Here is a 20462-nt window from a genome sequence, read left to right as displayed (position 1 = left end):
AGAAAATGGCTCATCGCATATATATTTACAATACAGATAAGAAGGATCAAGATTACTTCCCTCATTATTTAGGAGAATGGAACTATGTGATTCCACCCCTTTTTTTACCCCTATTTGCTGCTAATCCGAAAGCAAAAGGTACCTTAGTTTACTCCGAAAAGGAACCGGGAGTCAGAAAGCTTCGTGCGTTGTATGATTTGCTCATTCATGAATATGGGTTAAATTCCGATGCGCTGGCCATGGCAGCTATCGGGAAACTGTTCGATTTTTTGGACGGTTTACCCTTCGATTATTTCCAGCTGAACGCAAGTGATGTATTTAACATGAGCGATGTTAAACATAGCCAACAGGCCAAAGATTTTGCAATTGAAATCCTTGAGAAGAATTTGCTCTATGAAAAAGCAATCGAAAAACAATCCTTAGCTGAGCTTGAGTTTATTTTGGTGTCCGCTGGTTATACTTCTTTTTTAGCGATGCTCGAACTGGAATGGAGCAACTATGGCTTAGGCTGGTGGAATAGAGACGCGATTGATCGTCTGGATAATCAATTTTTTGAAGATCAGGGGCTTTGGGGGATACGCAATGCAAAAGGGGAGGTGAAGGTCGAAGCTAGCTATCAGGAAATTGGTACTTTTGAGTGTGAAGGGATCGCAGTCATACAGAAAAATGAGCTGTTCGGTTATTTGAATAGGGGTGGAGAAGAAGCTATTTCCTGTGTTTATTCATCGGCGGCGCCAGCCCAATATGGAACCGGATCAACGGTTGGTAAGGTGAGCTTAGCTAAAAAATATGGATTAGTCAACGTCGGGAACGGAGAAATAATCATACCACTTGAATATGATGAACTCGAAGATTTTGCTTACGGTTATTATCAGGGGAAGAAAGATCAGCAATATTATATCATCGATGCTCAAGGCCAGCTGTTCAATGCTGCCGGTGCGGACAAACCGTTTGAAATTGATTATGATGGATTTATCTATCAAGAGATTGGGGGAAATAAACTGCGTCATTATTATTCCAATAGCGGTATTTTGCTTGGCGCTTTTGCCAGTAGTGCACTGAGCGAATTACTGTTTGATTTTTATGCAGTCAATTTGAATAATAAAAAGAAAAAATCAGTTTTGTCTCCCGATGGAACTATCTTGGTCAAAGATGTTGCTGTACTTAATGCCGGAAATGGCTGAAGCGCATTATTTTTTGCTGATTCCGGCGGCATCCGTTTGTATGACCTGGAAGCCCGCGCCTTTGTACTGCAAGATTTGGCAATTCGGTCCATTCAAGGGGGGACTGATTTTGGTAATGGCGCCTGGGATTGCTATATTATCGAAACAGCAACCGGGAGGGGAATTTATCAGGCTGCTGAAAAGGTGTGGCTGGTCCCGCTCTCAACGCACTATGTGAAAATTGTATATGCTGCTGTGATGGATTATTTTATTCTGAAAGACCATGCGGGAAGATATTACTATTTTGACGCAGTGGAAAGGACGCTCAGTTCCGCCTACGATTATGTTTGTGCAAGCGTTAATCACTATCAGGATCTGATGTTATTGCAAGGTGACCTGTTGTATAAAAAGGGCTACGATGGTGTGGAAGTAATTCAGGAAGATCAATATGGTCAGTTTCTGAAGAAGCTGGATCAATTGTCTGGAGAAGATTTTGAAATATGTAATCGTTTTTTTGAAGGGTGGAAGGCTGCGAAGGGCGATAATTTTGAATCCAGTTATGATAGTTATACGCTATATCATATGGCCCTGGACTGTTGCCGACAAGGCGATGTCGAAATGGCGATACGCTATTTTACCTTTTCTGCTGACCAGAATAATGAAAGCAGCATGCATGAATTGGGGAATATCTATACGGATACTGATAGCGAAGACAATCCTTTTTTAGATTTGGACAAAGGAATTCAATATTATGAACAAGCGGCCCAAAAAGATTATTCCGCTGCATGGAATGCAATCGGCTACCTCTTTCAGTATGGCATCGGCTATAAAAAAGACCTGGAAAAGTCATTTAATGCCTACATGAAAGGAGCAGAGTTGGGTAATGGCTATGCTTTGTCCAATTTAGGCTACTTTTATTCAAGTGGAACCTATGTCGAAGAAGATCTGGAAAAAGCCCTCAGCTATTATCAGAAAGCTGAATTAAAATTAGTTGAGAACAACAGCAATATAGCTTCTATCTATTACAGTTTGGAGGATTACGATCGTCTATTGGTTTATTTGAAAAGGGATAAAGAAAATAGTTATTCCAATATTTATTATGGATTGCTCTATGATCAGGGACTTAAATTTAAAAAGGACAGTAAAAAGGCGATCCACTATTTTGAACGAGCCAACGACTATGGTGTTTACGAAAGTGCCACTGCTCGCTTATTGGATTATTACAAGAATGATCCTACATTTAGAAATCAGGAAAAATATGTCCATTGGCTTGATTTTGCAAAAAACAATGAACTGGATATCGAACTGGATTTATTGCAATGGGATAATCAGTCTGAAGACTCAGGTGCTAGCTCGTCCTTTTTTGGCAAACTGTTTAAAAAGAAAAAGTAAATTATGTTATCATCAGCAAATATAGATTTTGGTGGCATTCTGATCGACTTGATCCTGATTGTTTTTTTTGGATTTGGAACACTTTATACGTTATCTGCAGGCATTGTTCATCGTGTAAAGAAGCAAACACGGACGGTAGGATATTATTTCCTATCCTTTGTGGTATCGGGTGTTATTGGACTGGTTGCCGCCGGATTGCTGGCCTTTATATGGGCGATGTCATTATCGTAAAGTGACGGCAATAGAGTAAATTTATCGCAATGATCTGTTGACTTTAAGTGAAATGATCATTGCGATATTTGATGCCCATCAATGGTTTTTAGCATTGACAATGTGCATCAGGTGGTGATTGCAATGCCAGGCATAGAGGCCAATATTGATCTTTAAAGAAATCAACCTTTTGGTCGCAGGATGAATAAAACCTCTTTCAAGCTGTTCGCCAGTCAGGCTTTTCAACAAAATAACCCAGCGTTCATGTAGACCTTCGAGCAATTTGATCGAGCTTTCTATTGGAATATTTTTTGCGTCGGGAAGCTCGGCCCACAATTTCTCCTCATATAATTTGATGGTTGGGTCTTCTTCTGTGAGGGCTAATTTAAAACGGACAAAGCTGTTCATGTGGCTGTCGGCGCAGTGATGAACGACCTGACGAATCGTCCAGCCTTCGGGACGGTAGCGTTTTTCCAGTACGTCGTCTGTTAGATCGCCGACTTCGGATTTTAACCGGGCCGGAAAGTCGGCAATTGTTTTGATCCAGTCATTCAACAGGGATTTGTTGATGACATCGGGTATCGCAAAGCGACCTATAGGGTATCTGAGTTTTTCTAATTCATGTTGCATGACTTAAAATTAGTTAAAATAGACACAAGGTTCCTAATCTTTAGGTGTATGTTTTCGAAGAATATTTTCTTCGATTTGCTCTTGGGTCTGCTGTAATTTGGATGCGATAAAGAATTATGGTAATTTCGGCACAATGAATAGCTGGATAGCGTTCGAATTCGACCGGTAGACTAGCTGGTCGCTGCATAAAACACATAGGAAATGAAAAGTCTAAAAGAACTGATTGATACAAGTAATTCAGGATGGAAGTTGGTAGAAAGTTGGATGAAAGAAGCGACGAATGCTTATGAAGTGCTTCCTCGAAACCCTAAGCGGGCTGATGAGGAACTTTTAAGGGCCCAAATTACCACAAAATCGCCTATGGGAGCCATTATTCATCAAACTGGTGGTATTTTAATCGATGGGGGCTGGTTACGTATTTTAGGCTCTGGCTCGTCGCAGTTGGACCGAGGGATTATGGAATGGAATAAAGGGAAAAGTTTTGACAAGGAAGGCGAAAAAGGTGGTTTTTTGCTGATTGCAGACGATGTTCTAGGTGGTTATTTCGCTATTAATGCTGGTGCGCTGGGAGATGCTATTGGACAGGTCTATTATTTCGCACAAGATACCTTACAATGGGAAAGTTTGGAATGTGGTTATTCAGATTTTGTTTTTTGGGCATTGAAAGGGGATATTAGACAGTTTTACGAAACATTTAAATGGAAAGACTGGAGCGAAGAGGTCAAACTCCTGAGCGGCAATCAAGTTTTTTCATTTTACCCTTTCCTGTGGACTGAAGAAGCACGCGATTTTCGTAAAGTGGATCGTAAGCCAATGGCCATCGATGAGAACTACCATTTTACGATGGAATTTGCTGGTGGACGCTAATTGTTATTTCAATACGACAAACCTCCTGCATAAGGCTTTAATACGATAATAGGACAATGTATTGTTGTCCTATTATCGTATGATACAGAAGATAATTCCGCTGAATGATATTAAACTGATTTATTTTGAAGGCTAAAGCTAACTTCGTTCAGTCTGACTATTTGTATTTGTATCCCCTCGGAAAGGCCAAGTTTGGTCGCCGCATCTTTTCCTAATTTAAGCACATGAAACCCTCTGCCGCGATAGGTAAAATTACATTCATATTCTCCAGCGTTGATCATAATCCTTAATTTTTGGGATTTGGTTGGGAATAGGGGTTTAAATTCTTTCGTGATCCGTATTTGCGATTTTTTTACGTCATCTGTAGTGATCTTGTTACCTTCAGAAGGAAACAACATGTTCGTGGGCGGAGTGTCAGCTGTAGGGGGGGGCGTTTCTGTTTTTTGTTCCTGAATTTCCTGAACTTTTGGAGCCTCGTTTTGTATCGGCTCAGAGTTTGTTTTATCCTGACGTTTCTTATCTTGCCGCCCTTTCTTTCTGGTGTTTTGATTTGCAGTTTTTTCCGTAGTTTCTGTAGAGGGTACGGAAGGAGTAGGAGTAGCAGGAGTTTTGTGCTCGGTGTCCACTGCTGTAGCTGGGCTGGCCATTGCTAAAGGCCGTTTAATAATATTACGGATGTAATAGTGTTTTATGCGCGATTTGTCGGTGTTTCGTTCCTCAATTTCAAAATCTTCTTTGTAAGCTTTGAAAAGATGAGACATCTTGTCGTATCCATAGTTGCGCGCATCAAAATCAGGCTTTCTTTTGTTGAAAAGACTTCCGATCTCACCCAGGAATGCCCAGCCATTTTCATCTGCAGTATCATCCACCGTGTCCTTTAAAAGTTCCAAAGTCTCCTCGTCCAATACGGCAATACTTGTTGGATTGTCAACGGGAGCAGGTTTGGGCTGATTTTGTTGCTTTTTCTTTGCGACCGTTTCTTTCTTTTGATTTTTCTCAAAAATTTCGACGTAGATGAACTTGTCGCAGGAGGCAATAAAGGGTTTGGGGGTCTTTTTCTCGCCGATACCGATGACCAGTTTACCGGATTCTCGAAGACGTGTAGCCAGTCGGGTGAAATCGCTGTCGCTGGATACAATACAAAACCCATCAACTCGGTCTGAATGCAGAATATCCATGGCATCAATAATTAATGCCGAGTCAGTAGAATTTTTGCCTTGTGTATAACTGTATTGTTGTATGGGGGTAATTGCATGGGTAAGGAGTTTATCCTTCCATTTTTCAACATATGGGTTGGTCCAGTCTCCGTAGATGCGTTTGATGGTCGGAATTCCATATCTTTTGACTTCATTCAAAATCTCTTCGATCTTTCGATAAGATACATTGTCCGCATCGATTAGTATTGCGATTTGCAAATCCCCATGTTCTGCCATATATGTTTAGATTATTTTTTCAATATAATATTTGAACTCTTTTCTATTCGCGTGACCTTTCTCATCCGAATATATTCGTTAAAAATACAGTATTGTTAAAGAATATCTTGAATTTTTTGAGAATTAATTTGAACGCTATTTTTTGAGAACATGCGATCAGCTGCTTTTGTTTGGGCCTAAAAGGGAAATTATTACGTTTGCGGAGTAGCGAAATGATTTGAGGGACGGTGAAAATAAATAAAAAAAGGTTTTCAAACGGGGAGAATGAAAACCTTAAATAACCAATTATAAACCTAAATTATGATGATACAAAGATAGTGTAAATATTACACCTGTGCAAATATTCGTTACTATTTTTTTTAAACGTCCTAAATTTTGTAGCTGCTTAGCTACAAACCGCCTGTAGCTACGCCAAAACTAGTCCATCATGAAGTGCGAAGGTCTATATTTCATCACCGCATAAAAGCTATTGGTAAATGCTTGGACGCTTTTATAACCGACTTTATACGCAATTTGAGAGATGGTGAATTGTTTTGTGCTCAAAAGCTCCAAACTCTTGATAATGAGAAGGAGCTGCTGATATTTTGCAAGCGTCATTCCGGTTTCTTTTTTAAAAAGGCGTTCAATAGTTCGGAGCGAAAGATTGGACAGCATGGCAATCTCGTCTAACGTGATGGCTTCTGTGTAATGGTCATGTAGGTGATTTAAGACCGTTTGAAGCCTGCTTTCATGCGGAAGGGTAATTTCTAAGTGGAGTAATTGTGAGCAGAAATAGGGGAGTTCATGGAGTAAAGCACCGAGGAAAACTCTTTCCTGTTCATTTTCTTCTCTCAATTTTGACCATTTTTCGGTATATAAAATCATTTCCCGTAATACTTTAGGCGCCGAAAATAGCTGTACCTGATTGAAAAACAAATGCTCTTGTGAGCTGTCAAATTGTGGGGGATCAAAAAAAAGGACTATAAGCTTAATGCGTTCCGAGTGGGAGTTGGTCTTATGTAATGCACCTGAAGGAATCCAAGCAACGTGATTTTGGGGGAGTAGGTACATTTTTCCTGCAACGGTAAGGTATTGAAAACCCTGCTCAACATAAATCAATTGACCTTTCCGATGACTGTGTAACTCGTCGTCGTGTATCCAGTTTTCTTCAAACCAGACATAGGTTGATTTCTGGATGCCTTCAATTATCAACGTATGATTTGTCTGATCCATGTCGTTTTAAATTAAATTAATGGCAAATTTAATTAAAATTCCATACATACCTTTGCAAGCATTCATTACGTGTATAGCTTAATTTACATGTATAGTGTGGTTTTATGATGAAAGAAAATATAAAAATATCCGCAGCTGTCTCTTGGACCTGGTTACCCATATTGGTTGTTGTTTTAGTCTCAACCAATCTGCGGTCGCCAATCACAGCCGTTGGCCCTGTACTGGGGCAAATCAGTGAAGATTTGCAATTAAATAGTTTTCAAAGCAGTCTATTGACGGCAATACCTCTTTTTATGTTTGCGAGCTGTTCTGTAGCAGTGAGCCGATATTCACATAAACTGGGCATGCACCGTTTTTTATTACTCGGTTTAATGGCGTTGAGTGTAGGAATTGTGCTTCGGATTTGGGGCAATATGCCAACGCTGTTTGTGGGGTCTTTTTTAATCGGACTTGGGATCTGTGTGGGCAATGTCGTTACGCCCGGTTATATAAAAACAAATTTTCCAAAGCAGATTGGACTGATGACAGGCATTTTTGCCGTAGCAATGAATCTGACCGCAGCTTTTGCTTCGGGGTTTAGTTTACGATTGGGCGAATGGACTGGTCTCGGGTGGCAGGGTTCCTTGGGGGTTTGGGTGATTTTAGCCTTGTTATCCCTTATCATTGTTTCCTTTGATGCTTTAAGCCGAAAGAAAGCACAGGGTATCACTGAAAATAGACCGGCGACAAGTGGAATCGGACATATCTTTAGGTCAAGATTAGCTTGGTATATCAGCTTATTTATGGGTATTCAGTCCTTAATTTACTACAGTTTGATTTCTTGGTTACCTAAAGTATTGGTCGATTATGGTATGCCAGCGGAGGATACGGGCTGGTTGCTTTTTTTGATCCAAATTGCCATGATTCCCATAATGTTTATTGGGCCTATTTTGGCACATCGGATGAAGGATCAGCGTCTAATGGCAGCGGCTGTTGCGATAGGCATGTTTGGAAGTATCTTTATATTTTGGCATTACAAACTTCAGGGAATTTATGTTGCCGCCATATTGTTGGGACTTTCCAATGGACTTTCTTTCAGTTTGTCTATTCTTTTCTTTACCCTGCGGGCGAGGTCAACGGCGAATGCGATTAAAATATCGGGCATGGCCCAGTCTGTTGGTTATCTGATTGCAGCTTTTGGCCCGCCGGTATTCGGTAAGCTGCACGAAATAGATGCTACCTGGAATTACTCCTTCTATTTTTTAGCGGGCAGTATCGTACTTTTATTGTTTGCAGGATGGAAGGCCGGGGAAGATAAGTATGTAGCGGAAGATTAAAGATAAGGCTACATCAGGCTCAGCTGTTTAGCTGATGTAGCCTTATTCAATTCGCTCTTAAACGCTATTATTCAAATTTAACTGTTAATCTTTGAGGACAGAAAATTCGATGTACGTGGCATTGTTCACATCGTGAAAAATACGTTGTGTGGCTTTACGGAAGTCAGCTTTGGTAGCTGTATAAGGCGCTAAAAACACCTGTGGATTTCGTTCTGCCAGCGGAAACCAGGAGTTTTGTACCTGAACCATAATGCGATGTCCTTTTTTGAACGTATGCGCAACATCTGGCATTTCAAAATTCACCTTTTCGACCATTCCTGGAGTCAGGGCCTGCGCTTTTTCAAAACCATTTCGGTATTTCCCGGCCATGATCTCACCACGTACCATCATCTGGTATCCAGCCATTGTTTTTCCTTGATAACTTGCTGCATCGTTCGGGTAAACATCAATCAGTTTGACAACATAATCTGCATCTGTACCTGTTGAAGAAACCTTAAGGAAATTTTTGATGGGGCCAACTATAGTCAGGTCTTCTGTCAACGGTTCCGTTTGATAAACCATGACATCAGGGCGACTAGCGGCGAAACGCTGATCATCTACCATATACTCTCGCGTTCGGTTTTGGATTAGCCCACCCTGGTGCGGAACCGGTTTATTGGGGTCAGTGACATATTCATCCCAAGAATCTGTACGTTGAACTTTGTCAAATCCAAGTTTCCCCTGAGGTTGGAAGTATAGTTTTTTTGTTTCTACATTTTTGGGTGGCCATTGTTCGAAATGTTTCCATTCATTGCTTCCAGAGACAAAAATGTTTGCTTCCGATGGTGCGAAGTTCCCTTCATCTTTTAGATAATATTTGAAAAAAGGCTGTTCAAATTGTTCCTGATAGGTAACGCTGGTTTTTTTCTCAAATTGGATATCACCTAAATAGTTTCCCTCTGCACGAACCCAGCCGCCATGATACCAAGGTCCCGCGACTAAAATCGAGTTGTTTTTTTTGCTTTTATCCTCAATCGATTGATAGGTCTTAAATGTTCCATAAGCATCTTCCGCGTCAAAGAAACCACCGACGACCATCACCGCTGGTTTTACCTCCTGTAAAGAATTGGTGATCACACGCGACTTCCAAAAATCATCATAGTCGGGATGTTTAAACAGGTCATTCCAAAACTGTACGGAGTCACCAAAATACTTTTCCTTCAGTTCCCGTGCTGTTCCGGCTTCTAAAAAGAAGTTGTATTTATCGGCTTCTTTAATCTGAATTTTGCTCTTGAATTGATCTGGGGTGATGGGTTTTGGACGCGGGACACCAAAGGTTGACATGAAGGTGAATGCATCCTGAAGAAACAGTACGCCATTATGGTGGAAGTCATCGCCGATATACCAGTCTGTTACCGGAGCTTGTGGGGAGACCGCTTTCAAGCTCGGGTGCGTTTTGACCAATCCAACGGTAGAATAGAAGCCTGGATAGGAGATCCCATAGAGTCCGGCTTTGCCATTATAGTTTTTGAGATTTTTCTGTAGCCATTCAAGCGCATCATAGGTATCTGTACTTTCATCGATGGCTTTTTTGTCTTTGCTGTAGGTGGTCGGACGTACATCTTCAAATTCACCTTCGCTCATCCACTTTCCCCGCACATCTTGGTAGACGAAAATATAGCCTTCACGCATCATCGTCGGAAAGTTGCCCAGGCTTTTTTTGTATTCGTTTTGTCCATAAGGAGAAACCGTGTAGGGCGTTCTATTGAGCAAAACTGGATATTTCTTCGATTTGTCTTTTGGACTGTAGATCGCAGTAAATAATTTTTTCCCATCTCGCATGGGGATTGCTACTTCGGTCTTTTCATAATGATCTCTAACATAAGCCGAGTCGGCAGCGGTTTGAGCATGTAACTGGCTTGCGCTTAAAAGCGCCAAAGTTAGGCACGAAATTGTATTTTTCATTCAGATAATTATTTGTTCAGTACATTCTTTGGTGTAAAACTCTACTTTACACTTGGTTTCGTTCGTTGCAATGTTATGGATACTCTTATGCACCTTAGGCTATAGGGGATACCGTTAAATTTGTCATCGCGCTACCGATTGGCAGAGCATTTATCCAATAACAATGCGCAGGTCAAATGCTGTTGGTTTATAAATTGAACGATAGACTCATTGCCTGTATTTAGATTTTAGGCTAAAGTTAGTGCTACTAAAACCATTTTCCAATTTTATTGTCATATTTATGGGAAATAGAAAAAGAAAAATTGACCAATTTTTAAGAAAGAAAAACTTTTTTTGGATTGAATTTGGATTAGTTTTCGAATCTTGATATATTGAGTAAAATTAAGGACAATTGTTTTTTGGGTTAACAACTTTAGCTAAAAACGTTAAATTCCAGTTAGATGGACTAGTAGAATACTAAATAATAATTCATTTTCGGATTATTTCTTAAGGTTTCGAATAGGCTTCGTATCGCTATTTGTCACGATTTTATAAATTAAGTGCGGGGTGGTATGAAATATGTTTTTTTAAGCTAATTTTAAGAATTATTTTATCATAATACATCAATTAAATAACAATTTAAGTATATAGAATTAATATGGGACAACAAGTGAAAGATGCCAATGGAAAATTGGGTATTCTTATTCCGGGATTAGGTGCTGTGGCTACAACATTAATCGCTGGTGTGGCATCTATAAACAAAGGTTTTTCAAAACCAATCGGATCTGTTTCTCAATTGAGCAGAATCCGTCTGGGTAAACGCACTGAGAACAGAAATCCATTAATTAAAGATTTCGTCCCTTTAGCAAAACTGGAAGATGTTGTTTTTGGTGGCTGGGACGTATACGAAGATAACGTATATGAGGCTGCATCAAAAGCACAGGTATTGGAGCAAGGTCAATTGGATGCTGTTAAGGCTGAATTGGAGGCTATCCAACCGATGAAAGCTGTGTTTGACCGTAATTTTGTGAAAAATTTGGACGGAACGCACATCAAATCTGAAAAAACTCGCCGTGAATTGGCAGATGCTGTACAACGTGATATTCGTGAATTCAAAGAGAAAAACGGATTAGACCGTATTGTCTTGGTATGGTGTGGATCTACTGAGCGTTATATTGAGACAAACGAAGCTTTTTCAACCTTAGCTAAATTAGAGGAAGCGTTAGATAATGATGATCAACGTATTCCACCGAGTATGATCTATTGTTATGCGGCATTGAAAGAGGGCGCTCCGTATGTCAATGGTGCACCAAATTTAACATGTGACGTTCCAGCGATTGTTGAGTTGGCGCATGAAAATGGTGTAGCAATTGCAGGTAAAGATTTTAAAACAGGTCAAACATTGATGAAAACAATTGTGGCACCTGGTCTTCAAGCGAGAGCTTTGGGTGTTGAAGGTTGGTTTTCGACGAATATCTTAGGTAACCGTGACGGATTAGTATTGGATGATCCTGAAAATTTCAAAACAAAAGAAGTGTCTAAATTATCGGTATTGGAAGAAATTCTAGATGCGAAAAAGAACCCTGAGTTATACGGTGACCTTTACCATAAAGTACGTATCAACTATTATCCTCCACACGGTGATAATAAAGAATCTTGGGACAACATCGATATTTTCGGTTGGTTGGGCTACAAAATGCAGATTAAAATCAATTTCTTATGCCGCGATTCAATTTTAGCAGCACCGGTTGCCTTGGATTTGGCTTTGTTTATTGACTTGGCGCAACGTGCAGGCATGTCGGGTATTCAAGAGTGGTTGTCATTCTACTTGAAGTCGCCTCAAACAGCTCCAGGATTGCCTCCTGAACACGATATCTTCAAACAATTGATGAAATTGCAAAATACATTGCGTCACATTATGGGTGAAGATTTAATCACACATTTAGGACTGGATTATTACCAGGAGCTAGTCGATAGTATTCAATAAGCTAACTTAATAAGAGCGGGGAAACAATTGTCTAAAAACAGTTTTTCCCCTTTTTCTTCAACATCTTTACGGTATTGAAGATTTGTGATATAACCCTCTGTAGACTTTTGCGCTTACGAACGCTGAGATAGTGACGGGGGTTTTGCTTTTTTATAAATGATTTTATTTTGCAATTAGAAGAAATGGAATTTGCAATTATAGCAGCGGGAGAAGGTTCTCGATTGCGAAAAGAGGGGTTCAATTTACCGAAACCCTTGCTACCATTACATGGAGTTCCATTAATTGAACGATTGATTCGCATGTTTGTTAAAGAAGGAGCGCAACGAGTTCATGTTATTATCAATAAACAATCTCCGGAGCTGAAATTGTTTTTGGAAAAAACGACGTTTGAATTACCTATTGTGCTTATAGAGGAAGATACTGCAAGTTCATTGCATAGTTTTGCCTTGCTTGTCAAAAACAACCCCGATTGGTCGTCCTGTTGTCTGACCACAACAGATACGGTTTTTAGGCCACATGAATTTCATGCCTATTTAGAAGCATTTCAGCAACATCAACAGGCCGATGCTTTTATGGCTGTAACTCCTTTTGTTGACGATGAGAGTCCGCTCTATGTGAACACCAATTCGCAGCTTCGGGTGGAAGCTTTTTTGGATACGGCAACCGCCAAAACGAAGTACGTTTCTGGGGGAATTTACTGCTTTCGTCAGGCGGCGATGGACTGTGCGTTGAGCTCCGTCGAAGCAGGTAATTCCAGAATGCGTAATTTTCAGCGTGCTCTATTGGAAAACGATTTACAAGTAGAAGCATTTGTATTTGAAAAGGTGGTCGATATTGATCATTTAAAAGATCGTGTTGTCGCAGAACAATTTTTGAGTGAGGAGGTTAGTTAGTAAAATGAGCGATATGATTTCTATTTTAGGCGTAACTCGAAAAAATCGCTTTTCACCCAACCATGTGGGGAATGATGCCGCCATATTCAATGAAGTAGTTTTAAAACTGACTGAAAAAGGTGCCTCGGTAGAGCTTTGTAACGAGGATGAATTTTTGTCTTCAGCATCCGTGAAGCAGGATAATATTCTGACTATGGGGAGAACAAAGACTTTAGTGAAAAAGTTGCAATCTCTTCAAAATAATGGGGTCAATGTTTTGAATTCTGGATTTGGAATTGAAAATTGCTTTCGGAAAAATATGACCCTTAAGCTTTTGGAAGGTGGAGTTCCTTATCCGAAAAGTATCGTGATCTCTACGGTTGCCGATATTCAATCTATTTTTGAGAAACTGAAAGGAAAGGGTGTGTGGATCAAACGTGGCGACTTTCACGCCATTCATAAAGAAGATGTTACTTTTGCCGCTAGTCTGAAAGAAGCGCAACATATCTTGAATGAATATGCGCTCCGCGGGATTAAAGAGGCGGTGATTTCTGAACATCTTGCCGGAGACCTACTAAAATTTTATGCGGTGCGGGGAACGGATTTCTTTTTTTATTTTTACCCCTATGAACACAATCATCACAAATATGATTTGTATGAACAAATTAATGATGAGGTCGTACACTTTCCTTTTGATCTCGACAAACTAAAAGAAGTCGCCAATCGTGCGGCAGAAGTCCTGGATGTACATATCTACGGCGGCGACGTGATTATTGATGCAAATGGAGACTTCCATATTATTGACTTAAATGACTGGCCAAGTTTTGCGCCTTGTCGGGCAGAGGCTGCAGAGGCCATTGCTCAAATGGTTTACCATAAATTTACTGAAAAGAACCACAATGCAGAAAGAACAAGTTAATGTAATCGAAGAAGATAATTTGAGTGCATTCGAACAATCTTTAAAATCTAATGATACCGAGGAACGAATTGATATTTGGTTTTATCGACCTATAGGTTATCGCATTGCGCAAGTCTGTGCAAAAATTGGTATTACACCCAACGCTGTAACCATTATTAGTATTTTCTTTGGCGTTGCGGCGGGTATTTTATTCTATTACCCGGCGTTATGGATTAATGTGATCGGCATGCTTTTATTGGTTTTTGCCAATTCTCTAGATAGTGCCGATGGACAGCTGGCCAGAATGACGGACAATAAAAGTCGCTTTGGTCGTATCTTGGATGGTTTTGCTGGCGATTTTTGGTTTGCTTCTATTCATATTGCGATCTGTTTACGCAGTATTAACGAGGGGTGGCCACAATGGCTATGGGTATTTTGTGTGCTTGCAGGTGTATCGCATATGCTTCAGTCAGCAATGGCTGATTATTATCGTAACGTGCATTTGTATTTTATTAAAGGTAAAGCTGGAAGTGAGCTGGACAATACACGTGATTTGAAAGTTGACTACGATGCCTTGTCCTGGCGCAAGAATTTTTTCAGCAAATTTGTGTTAAATGGCTATATGGGCTATACACGAAACCAGGAAAAGCTTTCGCCAAAACTGCAAAAGCTACTGCGCCTAGTGAAAAGTCGCTATAAAGACGAATTGCCAAAACAATTAATGGTCGACTTTAGAACTCAAAATAAACCATTGATGAAGTATACAAATATTGTACAGTTCAATACAAGGGTGATTTTCCTATTTGTTTGGTTGTTTATCGGCCAACCTTGGATTTACTTTTTCTTTGACATGTTTGTCCTAAATCCGATATTGATCTATATGTGTAACCGACAAGAAAAGGTAAGTGGCTATTTTGTTGATAAATTAACAAATGATCCAACCTATGGGTAGCAAAATCTATAAAGTGCTCTTTATGCTGATCGGTATAGGTACACTGGCCTATATGATTCATGCAATGGGAATTGATGAGATTTGGAACAACCTTGAAAATATTGGCTGGTGGTTTCTGCCTGTACTTGGTAGCTGGGCAGTACTCTACTGGATGAATGCTATGGCATTTAAGGCAATTATTCAGGAACCGGAATTGCCACAGACAAACGTCCCTTTTTGGAAGGTCTTACAATTGACAATATCGGGGTATGCCATCAATTATATAACACCATTTGTTGCGTTAGGAGGGGAGCCTTATCGTATTATGGAGCTTAAAAACTATGTCGGTGGTTCGAAGGCAGGTTCATCTGTGCTGTTATACGGTGTCATGCACATCCTATCGCATATTTTATTTTGGGTCGCTTCTGTTTTTCTAATTCTTTGGTTTGTGCCTGCTAGCACGATGGTCAATGTGGCCTGTGCTGCGATTTTTGTAATGGCTATCATCTGTACTTGGCTATTTACAAAATTTTATAAGAAGGGAATTACCGTTTCACTATTGAAAGCCTTGTCTAAACTGCCTTTGGTAGGCAAGAAAGTGGGTGATGTACTGGATACGAAATATGAAACTTTGAATGACGTCGATCAACAGGTGAAAAACCTCTTTCAAAATCGTCGTGATCGTTTCTATACGGCGCTTTTTTGGGAATTTGTAGCACGCGTTGTAGGCTGTTTTGAGATTTATTTTATTGGTTTGGCTTTAGATATCAATATTGATTTTATTGATGCTATGATCATTAGCTCAGGATCTTCCCTATTTGCCAATCTTGTTTTTTTCTTTCCAATGCAGTTGGGAACCCGGGAAGGTGGATTGGCAATGGCCGTAATGAGTATAGGATTGCCTGCGAAAGTCGGTATTTTTATGGGTGTTGTGACACGAATTAGGGAAATTGTGTGGATTATGATCGGTTTGGGGTGGATGAGTTTAGTAAAAAGGAAATAACATGGATAAGTTTAATATTAAAGGAATTATTTTTGATTATGGTGGAACCTTAGACACCAATGGCGGCCACTGGGGAGCTGTTATCTGGTCGGGTTATGAAAAATATCAGGTTCCCGTAAATTTGAACGCTTTTCAGGAGGCCTATACCTACGCGGAACGTCAGATGGCTTTACAACCTATTATTAAACCGCAGTTTAATTTTTTGGAAGTGCTTGAAGCAAAGCTCAATGTGCAATTTGATTATCTTATTGCTGCAGGGTACGACTTAGACCGATCATTAGCGCATAGAATAGCCTTTGACGGTTATTCATTGGCGAAGAATACGGTTGAAGAGGTAAAACCACTGTTAAATTCACTCCATGAAAAATATCCGATTGTCATGGTTTCCAATTTTTATGGTAATTTAAAATCGGTCCTTGATGATTTTGGGATTCTATCTTATTTTCAGGAAGTTGTGGAGTCGGCTGTCGTCGGTGTGCGCAAACCTGATCCTGCCATTTATGCCTTAGGTGTAACTAAAATAGGACTTCCTGCACAAGAGGTATTGGTGGTGGGTGATTCCTATAGTAAAGATATGGTACCTGCCAAAGCGGTTGGCTGCCAAACCTTATGGTTGAAAGGGCAGACTTGGGGCGAGGATAAATTGCAGGATACTGGAGCTGCAGACCAGCAATTTACAAGCATCTTCGATTTAATCGACTTTGTTTAAGTAGAGATTCTGACGAAATTCTTTAGGCGAGATTCCAACATTTCGCTTAAAGAATTTACCAAAAAAAGATTGATCCGAGAAATGTAATTTCACTGCAATTTCTCCGATGGGAAGCCCCTGGCAAAGTAATGATTTTGCTTCCTCCACTAAAACGTTCTGAATAAGTTCTATTGCTGATTTTCCAGTTAGTTCCTTGGTAATTACGGATAGATGTTTCGCTGTGATGCCGAGTTCCATCGCATAAAATTGCACCATGTGTTCTTTATGAAACGACTTTTTTAATAGCAAATGGAAATTGGCCAGAATCTCTCTTTTCCGGGAGGGAATAGCGGGTGTATTTCGCATATTTTGGCTTCCTAGACGGGCTATTTCACAAAATAATATTTCTGTTAATGACTTAATAATCTGATGTTTGAAAAGGTAGCTAGAGTCTTGTCGGTCGTAATGAATAAACTGTTTAAATAAGTTAGATAAGTTGATCGAATCTTGGTTCGATAGCGACCAGATGTAACTGTCACTTAAGGCAAGAGATTTTTTGGTGACCTCGAAGAAATCTTCTTGAAAATCCAGTTTGAAGCTAAAATCCAGCGTAAAGAAAATCAAATATACCTCACAATCCCAAGATTTGACGACCGAAGAGCCATTCACTCGGGAGGATGGATTGGTTAACAATAGGTGATTTTGCGCAACTTGTACCCGTTCATTATTAATCATGAAGGAAGTCTCACCTTTTTTTATTAAACAGAGCGAATAGAGGTCACCTTTTGTTAAAATCTGCTGCTGCTCGGAACTAAAGACAGGTTTCGATTTGTTGCCCTTAAAATGAAAGACATAAAAACCCTTGTTTTTGATGGGAGTTTCCTTTACAGACATGTTTATTTTACGATAAAATCAAAATAGGTTTTACGATAGGGTTCATCTTGCAAAGTGTAATGCCACCATTCCTTATCATAAGCTTTGAAGCCAAATTTAGCCATCGCTTCTTTTAAAATCTTCCGGTTTTCTTTCTGTTGGACGGTCAGATGCGCATAGTGATGATGGGAGACTGCGCCGAAAAAATCAAAAGGTCCACCCATATCAATCTCCTTATGATCTTTTAAGCTAATGAGCGTTAGATCGACTGTACTGCCACGGCTGTGGCCTGATTTGGAGGCAATAAAGCCTAGATTGAACAAGTTCTTCTTATTGATAAGCGGGTAGAATTCCCTTTTTGCGATAGTATCATTGGTGTTTAAGGACCATGTTTTAAAGTTGTCAACAGCACGTTGCGGACGGTAGGCATCGAATATTTTCAGGCCAAGACCTTTTTTATTTAAATGGTTCTCGACCTGTTGCAGTGCTAGCGCTGCGCGCTTCGTTAAAATAGCGACTGGTTTTTCATAACCTTGAATTGGCCTTCCGGTGAAGTTGTGGCTACCAAAATAACGCATTTCTAAACTTATTGTTGGAATAATGTCCTTGACGTATACAAAATCTGAAGGCATGGTCTTTTCCTGCGCACTGAGAGAAAGCGTGGAAAGGCTTAAGGCAAATATAAGACACAAGTTAAATTTCATGGAATGAAGATACAACTTGTGTCTTAATTAATATAATATAAAACGTTATTCTCGTTCGTAATGACAAGAATGATCTTGAATTCAGCTTATTGACCAATTTGTGCTCGTATTGATCAACAGCCCACTAATGATCCGCTAATTTTTTTCTCAGATAATTGTATATTTCAATCTGCGAACGGCATGGCGCCTTTTTATTCTCAACGTAATGATTGCTCAGTGAATTGTTGAGTATACGGGCCTTGACATTATCATTGAGCTGGATCTGAAGCATTTCTTTTAAATCTTCCTTGATTTTTTTACTTGTTATTTTGACCGCTGCTTCGATGCGATGATCCAAGTTTCTTGTCATCCAATCTGCCGAGGAAATAAATAGCTGCTCTCGGCCAGCGTTGTAGAAATACATCACACGTGCATGTTCCAAATACTCATCGACGATTGAAATGGCATTCATTTGCAATTTAAAGGTTTTTTGATTTGTTGCACAGTAGATTCCCCGGATGATAAGGTCTATTTTGACACCAGCTGTTGCGGCATCATAGAGCTTTTTAATCATTTCTTTATCGCTCAGTGAGTTTACCTTGACAATAATATATGCTTTTCGACCAGCCTTGGCTTCGGTAATCTCCTGATCGATGTAGTGTAGAAGTTCCCTGCGCATATCCGTTGGGCATATCAACAGACTTTTGCAATTTTTGATAATTTCAGCCGGATTTGACTTAGGACGTCTCAGGTAATTGAAAACCTTATTTATATCGGCAATAACATCCCTATTACTCGTTAATAGGCAGTAATCTCCGTATAATTTAGCCGTTTTTTCATTGATATTTCCTGTGCTGACAAAACCATACTGGATCGTTTTCATTCCAATACGTTTTTTGATGACGCATAGTTTTGCATGGACCTTTTTATTTGGGATACCGGTCAATACCTTGATGCCTTCCAGTTCAAGTTTCTCTTTCCAGTCCAAATTGTTTTCTTCATCAAATCTTGCCCGAAGTTCAAGCATCACGGTGACTTCCTTTCCATTGCGGGCCGCGTTAATCAGGGCATTTGCAATTTTTGAATTCGAGGCTAAGCGGTATGCCGTAATCTGGATGGTTTTCACATCTGGATCCATCGCTGCTTCACGAAGTAGATCAATGATCGGTCTAAACTCATGATAGGGGAAGGAGAGCAGCACATCTTTTTTCAATACAGTATCCGTTACACGTTCGTAGTTCTTGAAATAGGGGTGTGGAAAGGACGTCCGTTCCAAGGGCTGATTATAGGATTTAAACACATTGGGAAAATCCATGAAGTGTTTGAAGTTGTGTATTTTTTGTCCTGGAATGATGCTGTCTTTTTTTGAAAGGTTAAGTTTCTTGATCAGGAATTCTACCAATTTATGGTCCATCTCTTGATCAAAAATAAATCGGGTAGGTTTACCTTTTCTTCTGTTTTTTACCCCTTTGCTTATCTTTTCGACCAGCGTCGTGTTGATGTCATTGTCAATGTCAAATTCGGCGTCTTTTGTGACTTTAAATACATGTGCATTGAATACATCAAAACCGAAATAGGAGAATATCAGAGGAAGATTAAACTTGATAACATCCTCCAAAAGTATGATGTGTTTTTCATCTTTTGGCGATGGCAACTGGACGAAGCGTCCATTTTGACTGGTCGGGATTTCGATGAGTGCAAATTTGGTTTCGTACTGCCATTCCTGTTTTCCCATAGCAATGCCCAAATAAAGGCTCTTATCCCGAATATAAGGCATAGGCCGCACATCGTCCAATATCAGCGGAATGACGTTCGATTCTACGTCATCCTGATAATAGTCACTCACAAACTTCTGTTGTTCGGGGTTGAGTTCCTCACTGGTCTTAATATAGACATTTTGTTTGGCCATATCTTTTTGGATACGATTCCAGGTACTGTCAAATTTCTTTTGCTGCTTGATGACCCGGATATTGAGCTCTTCTAGGATAAGCTGAGGATCTTCATAGAAGGATTGATTGGCACTTTTATCTTTGAGGTCTATAGCCCGTTTTAGACCTGCAACACGCACGCGGAAAAATTCATCGAGGTTATTGGAAAATATACCTAAAAATTTGATTCTTAAGGGTAAAGGGACAGTCTCATCCGCAGCTTCCTGAAGTACTCTGCCATTAAAGCTCAACCAACTAACGTCTCTAGGAATAAATTTTTTCGCCATAGCTAAATATACGTAAATTTAAAAAGCAAAACTATAGCTCTGCAGGGGATAATCGAACTTTTTTGTGTTAAAGAATTATTAAGTTATTTTTTGTTGATGTATTTCGAGCGTCGTTTTAAGGTGCATTTTTGCCATCATTCTTCTTCCCTAGAAATAACCGCTACAA

The 20462-nt window shown here is 39.8% G+C and carries 18 protein-coding genes; 11 read left to right on the top strand and 7 right to left on the bottom strand.

The features are described from left to right. Positions 1-5: 5 nt before the first annotated feature. The 3 genes from B2O97_RS23580 to B2O97_RS23570 are packed head-to-tail and all read left to right on the top strand — an operon-like array spanning position 6 to position 2786. On the top strand, positions 6-1184 hold the full coding sequence (locus tag B2O97_RS23580; protein ID WP_070569609.1) for a WG repeat-containing protein: 1179 nt from the start codon (positions 6-8) through the stop codon (positions 1182-1184). 36 nt (positions 1185-1220) lie between these two features. Continuing rightward, on the top strand, positions 1221-2555 hold the full coding sequence (locus B2O97_RS23575) for a tetratricopeptide repeat protein (protein WP_286768269.1): 1335 nt from the start codon (positions 1221-1223) through the stop codon (positions 2553-2555). Positions 2556-2558: 3 nt separating this feature from the next. Then, positions 2559-2786 (top strand): hypothetical protein, encoded by a 228-nt coding sequence (locus B2O97_RS23570; protein ID WP_070569618.1) that lies wholly within the window; start codon positions 2559-2561, stop codon positions 2784-2786. A gap of 78 nt (positions 2787-2864) precedes the next feature. On the opposite strand, the gene B2O97_RS23565 is transcribed toward B2O97_RS23570, so the two are convergent. Further along, positions 2865-3395, bottom strand: coding sequence for a YfiT family bacillithiol transferase (locus B2O97_RS23565; protein WP_070569622.1), 531 nt, complete (start codon positions 3393-3395; stop codon positions 2865-2867). 201 nt (positions 3396-3596) lie between these two features. Between B2O97_RS23565 and B2O97_RS23560 the strand changes: the two genes are divergently transcribed. Continuing rightward, positions 3597-4262, top strand: a complete 666-nt coding sequence (locus tag B2O97_RS23560) for a DUF2625 domain-containing protein (protein WP_070569625.1) — start codon at positions 3597-3599, stop codon at positions 4260-4262. A 110-nt stretch (positions 4263-4372) separates the two neighbouring features. Here the strand turns inward: B2O97_RS23560 and B2O97_RS23555 are convergent, their stop codons facing one another. After that, positions 4373-5695, bottom strand: coding sequence for an NYN domain-containing protein (locus B2O97_RS23555; protein ID WP_070569629.1), 1323 nt, complete (start codon positions 5693-5695; stop codon positions 4373-4375). Between the two features lie 417 nt (positions 5696-6112). Then, positions 6113-6907 (bottom strand): AraC family transcriptional regulator, encoded by a 795-nt coding sequence (locus B2O97_RS23550; RefSeq protein ID WP_070569631.1) that lies wholly within the window; start codon positions 6905-6907, stop codon positions 6113-6115. A gap of 104 nt (positions 6908-7011) precedes the next feature. Between B2O97_RS23550 and B2O97_RS23545 the strand changes: the two genes are divergently transcribed. Next, a complete protein-coding gene (locus B2O97_RS23545; RefSeq protein ID WP_201303505.1) occupies positions 7012-8223 on the top strand; it encodes a CynX/NimT family MFS transporter in 1212 nt (403 codons plus the stop codon). Positions 8224-8307: 84 nt separating this feature from the next. Here the strand turns inward: B2O97_RS23545 and B2O97_RS23540 are convergent, their stop codons facing one another. Beyond that, positions 8308-10167 (bottom strand): CocE/NonD family hydrolase, encoded by a 1860-nt coding sequence (locus tag B2O97_RS23540; RefSeq protein WP_070569635.1) that lies wholly within the window; start codon positions 10165-10167, stop codon positions 8308-8310. A gap of 637 nt (positions 10168-10804) precedes the next feature. Between B2O97_RS23540 and B2O97_RS23535 the strand changes: the two genes are divergently transcribed. The 6 genes from B2O97_RS23535 (at position 10805) to B2O97_RS23510 (ending at position 16546) form a co-directional block, all read left to right on the top strand. Continuing rightward, positions 10805-12133: an inositol-3-phosphate synthase gene (locus B2O97_RS23535; protein WP_070569637.1), complete on the top strand. Its 1329-nt coding sequence runs from the start codon at positions 10805-10807 to the stop codon at positions 12131-12133. A gap of 167 nt (positions 12134-12300) precedes the next feature. Next, positions 12301-13026 carry a nucleotidyltransferase family protein gene (locus tag B2O97_RS23530; RefSeq protein ID WP_236560164.1) on the top strand — a complete coding sequence of 242 codons (726 nt, stop codon included), beginning with the start codon at positions 12301-12303 and terminating at the stop codon, positions 13024-13026. Between the two features lie 13 nt (positions 13027-13039). After that, complete coding sequence (locus tag B2O97_RS23525) at positions 13040-13924, top strand: hypothetical protein (protein WP_231585333.1); 885 nt, start codon at positions 13040-13042, stop codon at positions 13922-13924. Next, entirely contained in the window at positions 13905-14855 is a 951-nt protein-coding gene (locus B2O97_RS23520) for a CDP-alcohol phosphatidyltransferase family protein (RefSeq protein WP_070569641.1), read from the top strand. The genes B2O97_RS23525 and B2O97_RS23520 overlap by 20 nt, the downstream gene beginning before the upstream one ends. Next, positions 14848-15837, top strand: coding sequence for a lysylphosphatidylglycerol synthase transmembrane domain-containing protein (locus B2O97_RS23515; RefSeq protein ID WP_070569644.1), 990 nt, complete (start codon positions 14848-14850; stop codon positions 15835-15837). The genes B2O97_RS23520 and B2O97_RS23515 overlap by 8 nt, the downstream gene beginning before the upstream one ends. A 1-nt stretch (position 15838) precedes the next feature. Continuing rightward, positions 15839-16546 carry an HAD family hydrolase gene (locus B2O97_RS23510; protein WP_070569646.1) on the top strand — a complete coding sequence of 236 codons (708 nt, stop codon included), beginning with the start codon at positions 15839-15841 and terminating at the stop codon, positions 16544-16546. Here the strand turns inward: B2O97_RS23510 and B2O97_RS23505 are convergent. The 3 genes from B2O97_RS23505 to ppk1 all read right to left on the bottom strand — a co-directional run bounded on the left by B2O97_RS23505 (position 16529) and on the right by ppk1 (position 20296). After that, positions 16529-17419 carry a helix-turn-helix domain-containing protein gene (locus tag B2O97_RS23505; protein WP_070569648.1) on the bottom strand — a complete coding sequence of 297 codons (891 nt, stop codon included), beginning with the start codon at positions 17417-17419 and terminating at the stop codon, positions 16529-16531. The two genes, B2O97_RS23510 and B2O97_RS23505, sit on opposite strands and share 18 nt — an antisense overlap. Positions 17420-17421: 2 nt before the next feature. After that, positions 17422-18102 (bottom strand): M15 family metallopeptidase, encoded by a 681-nt coding sequence (locus tag B2O97_RS23500; RefSeq protein ID WP_201303506.1) that lies wholly within the window; start codon positions 18100-18102, stop codon positions 17422-17424. A gap of 124 nt (positions 18103-18226) precedes the next feature. Beyond that, positions 18227-20296, bottom strand: a complete 2070-nt coding sequence (gene ppk1, locus B2O97_RS23495; protein ID WP_046675796.1) for a polyphosphate kinase 1 — start codon at positions 20294-20296, stop codon at positions 18227-18229. Positions 20297-20462 lie beyond the last annotated feature (166 nt).

The organism is Sphingobacterium sp. UBA865 (assembly GCF_002295765.1).
Taxonomy (GTDB): Bacteria; Bacteroidota; Bacteroidia; order Sphingobacteriales; family Sphingobacteriaceae; genus Sphingobacterium; species Sphingobacterium multivorum.
This window is presented reverse-complemented; position numbering and strand designations above follow the sequence as displayed.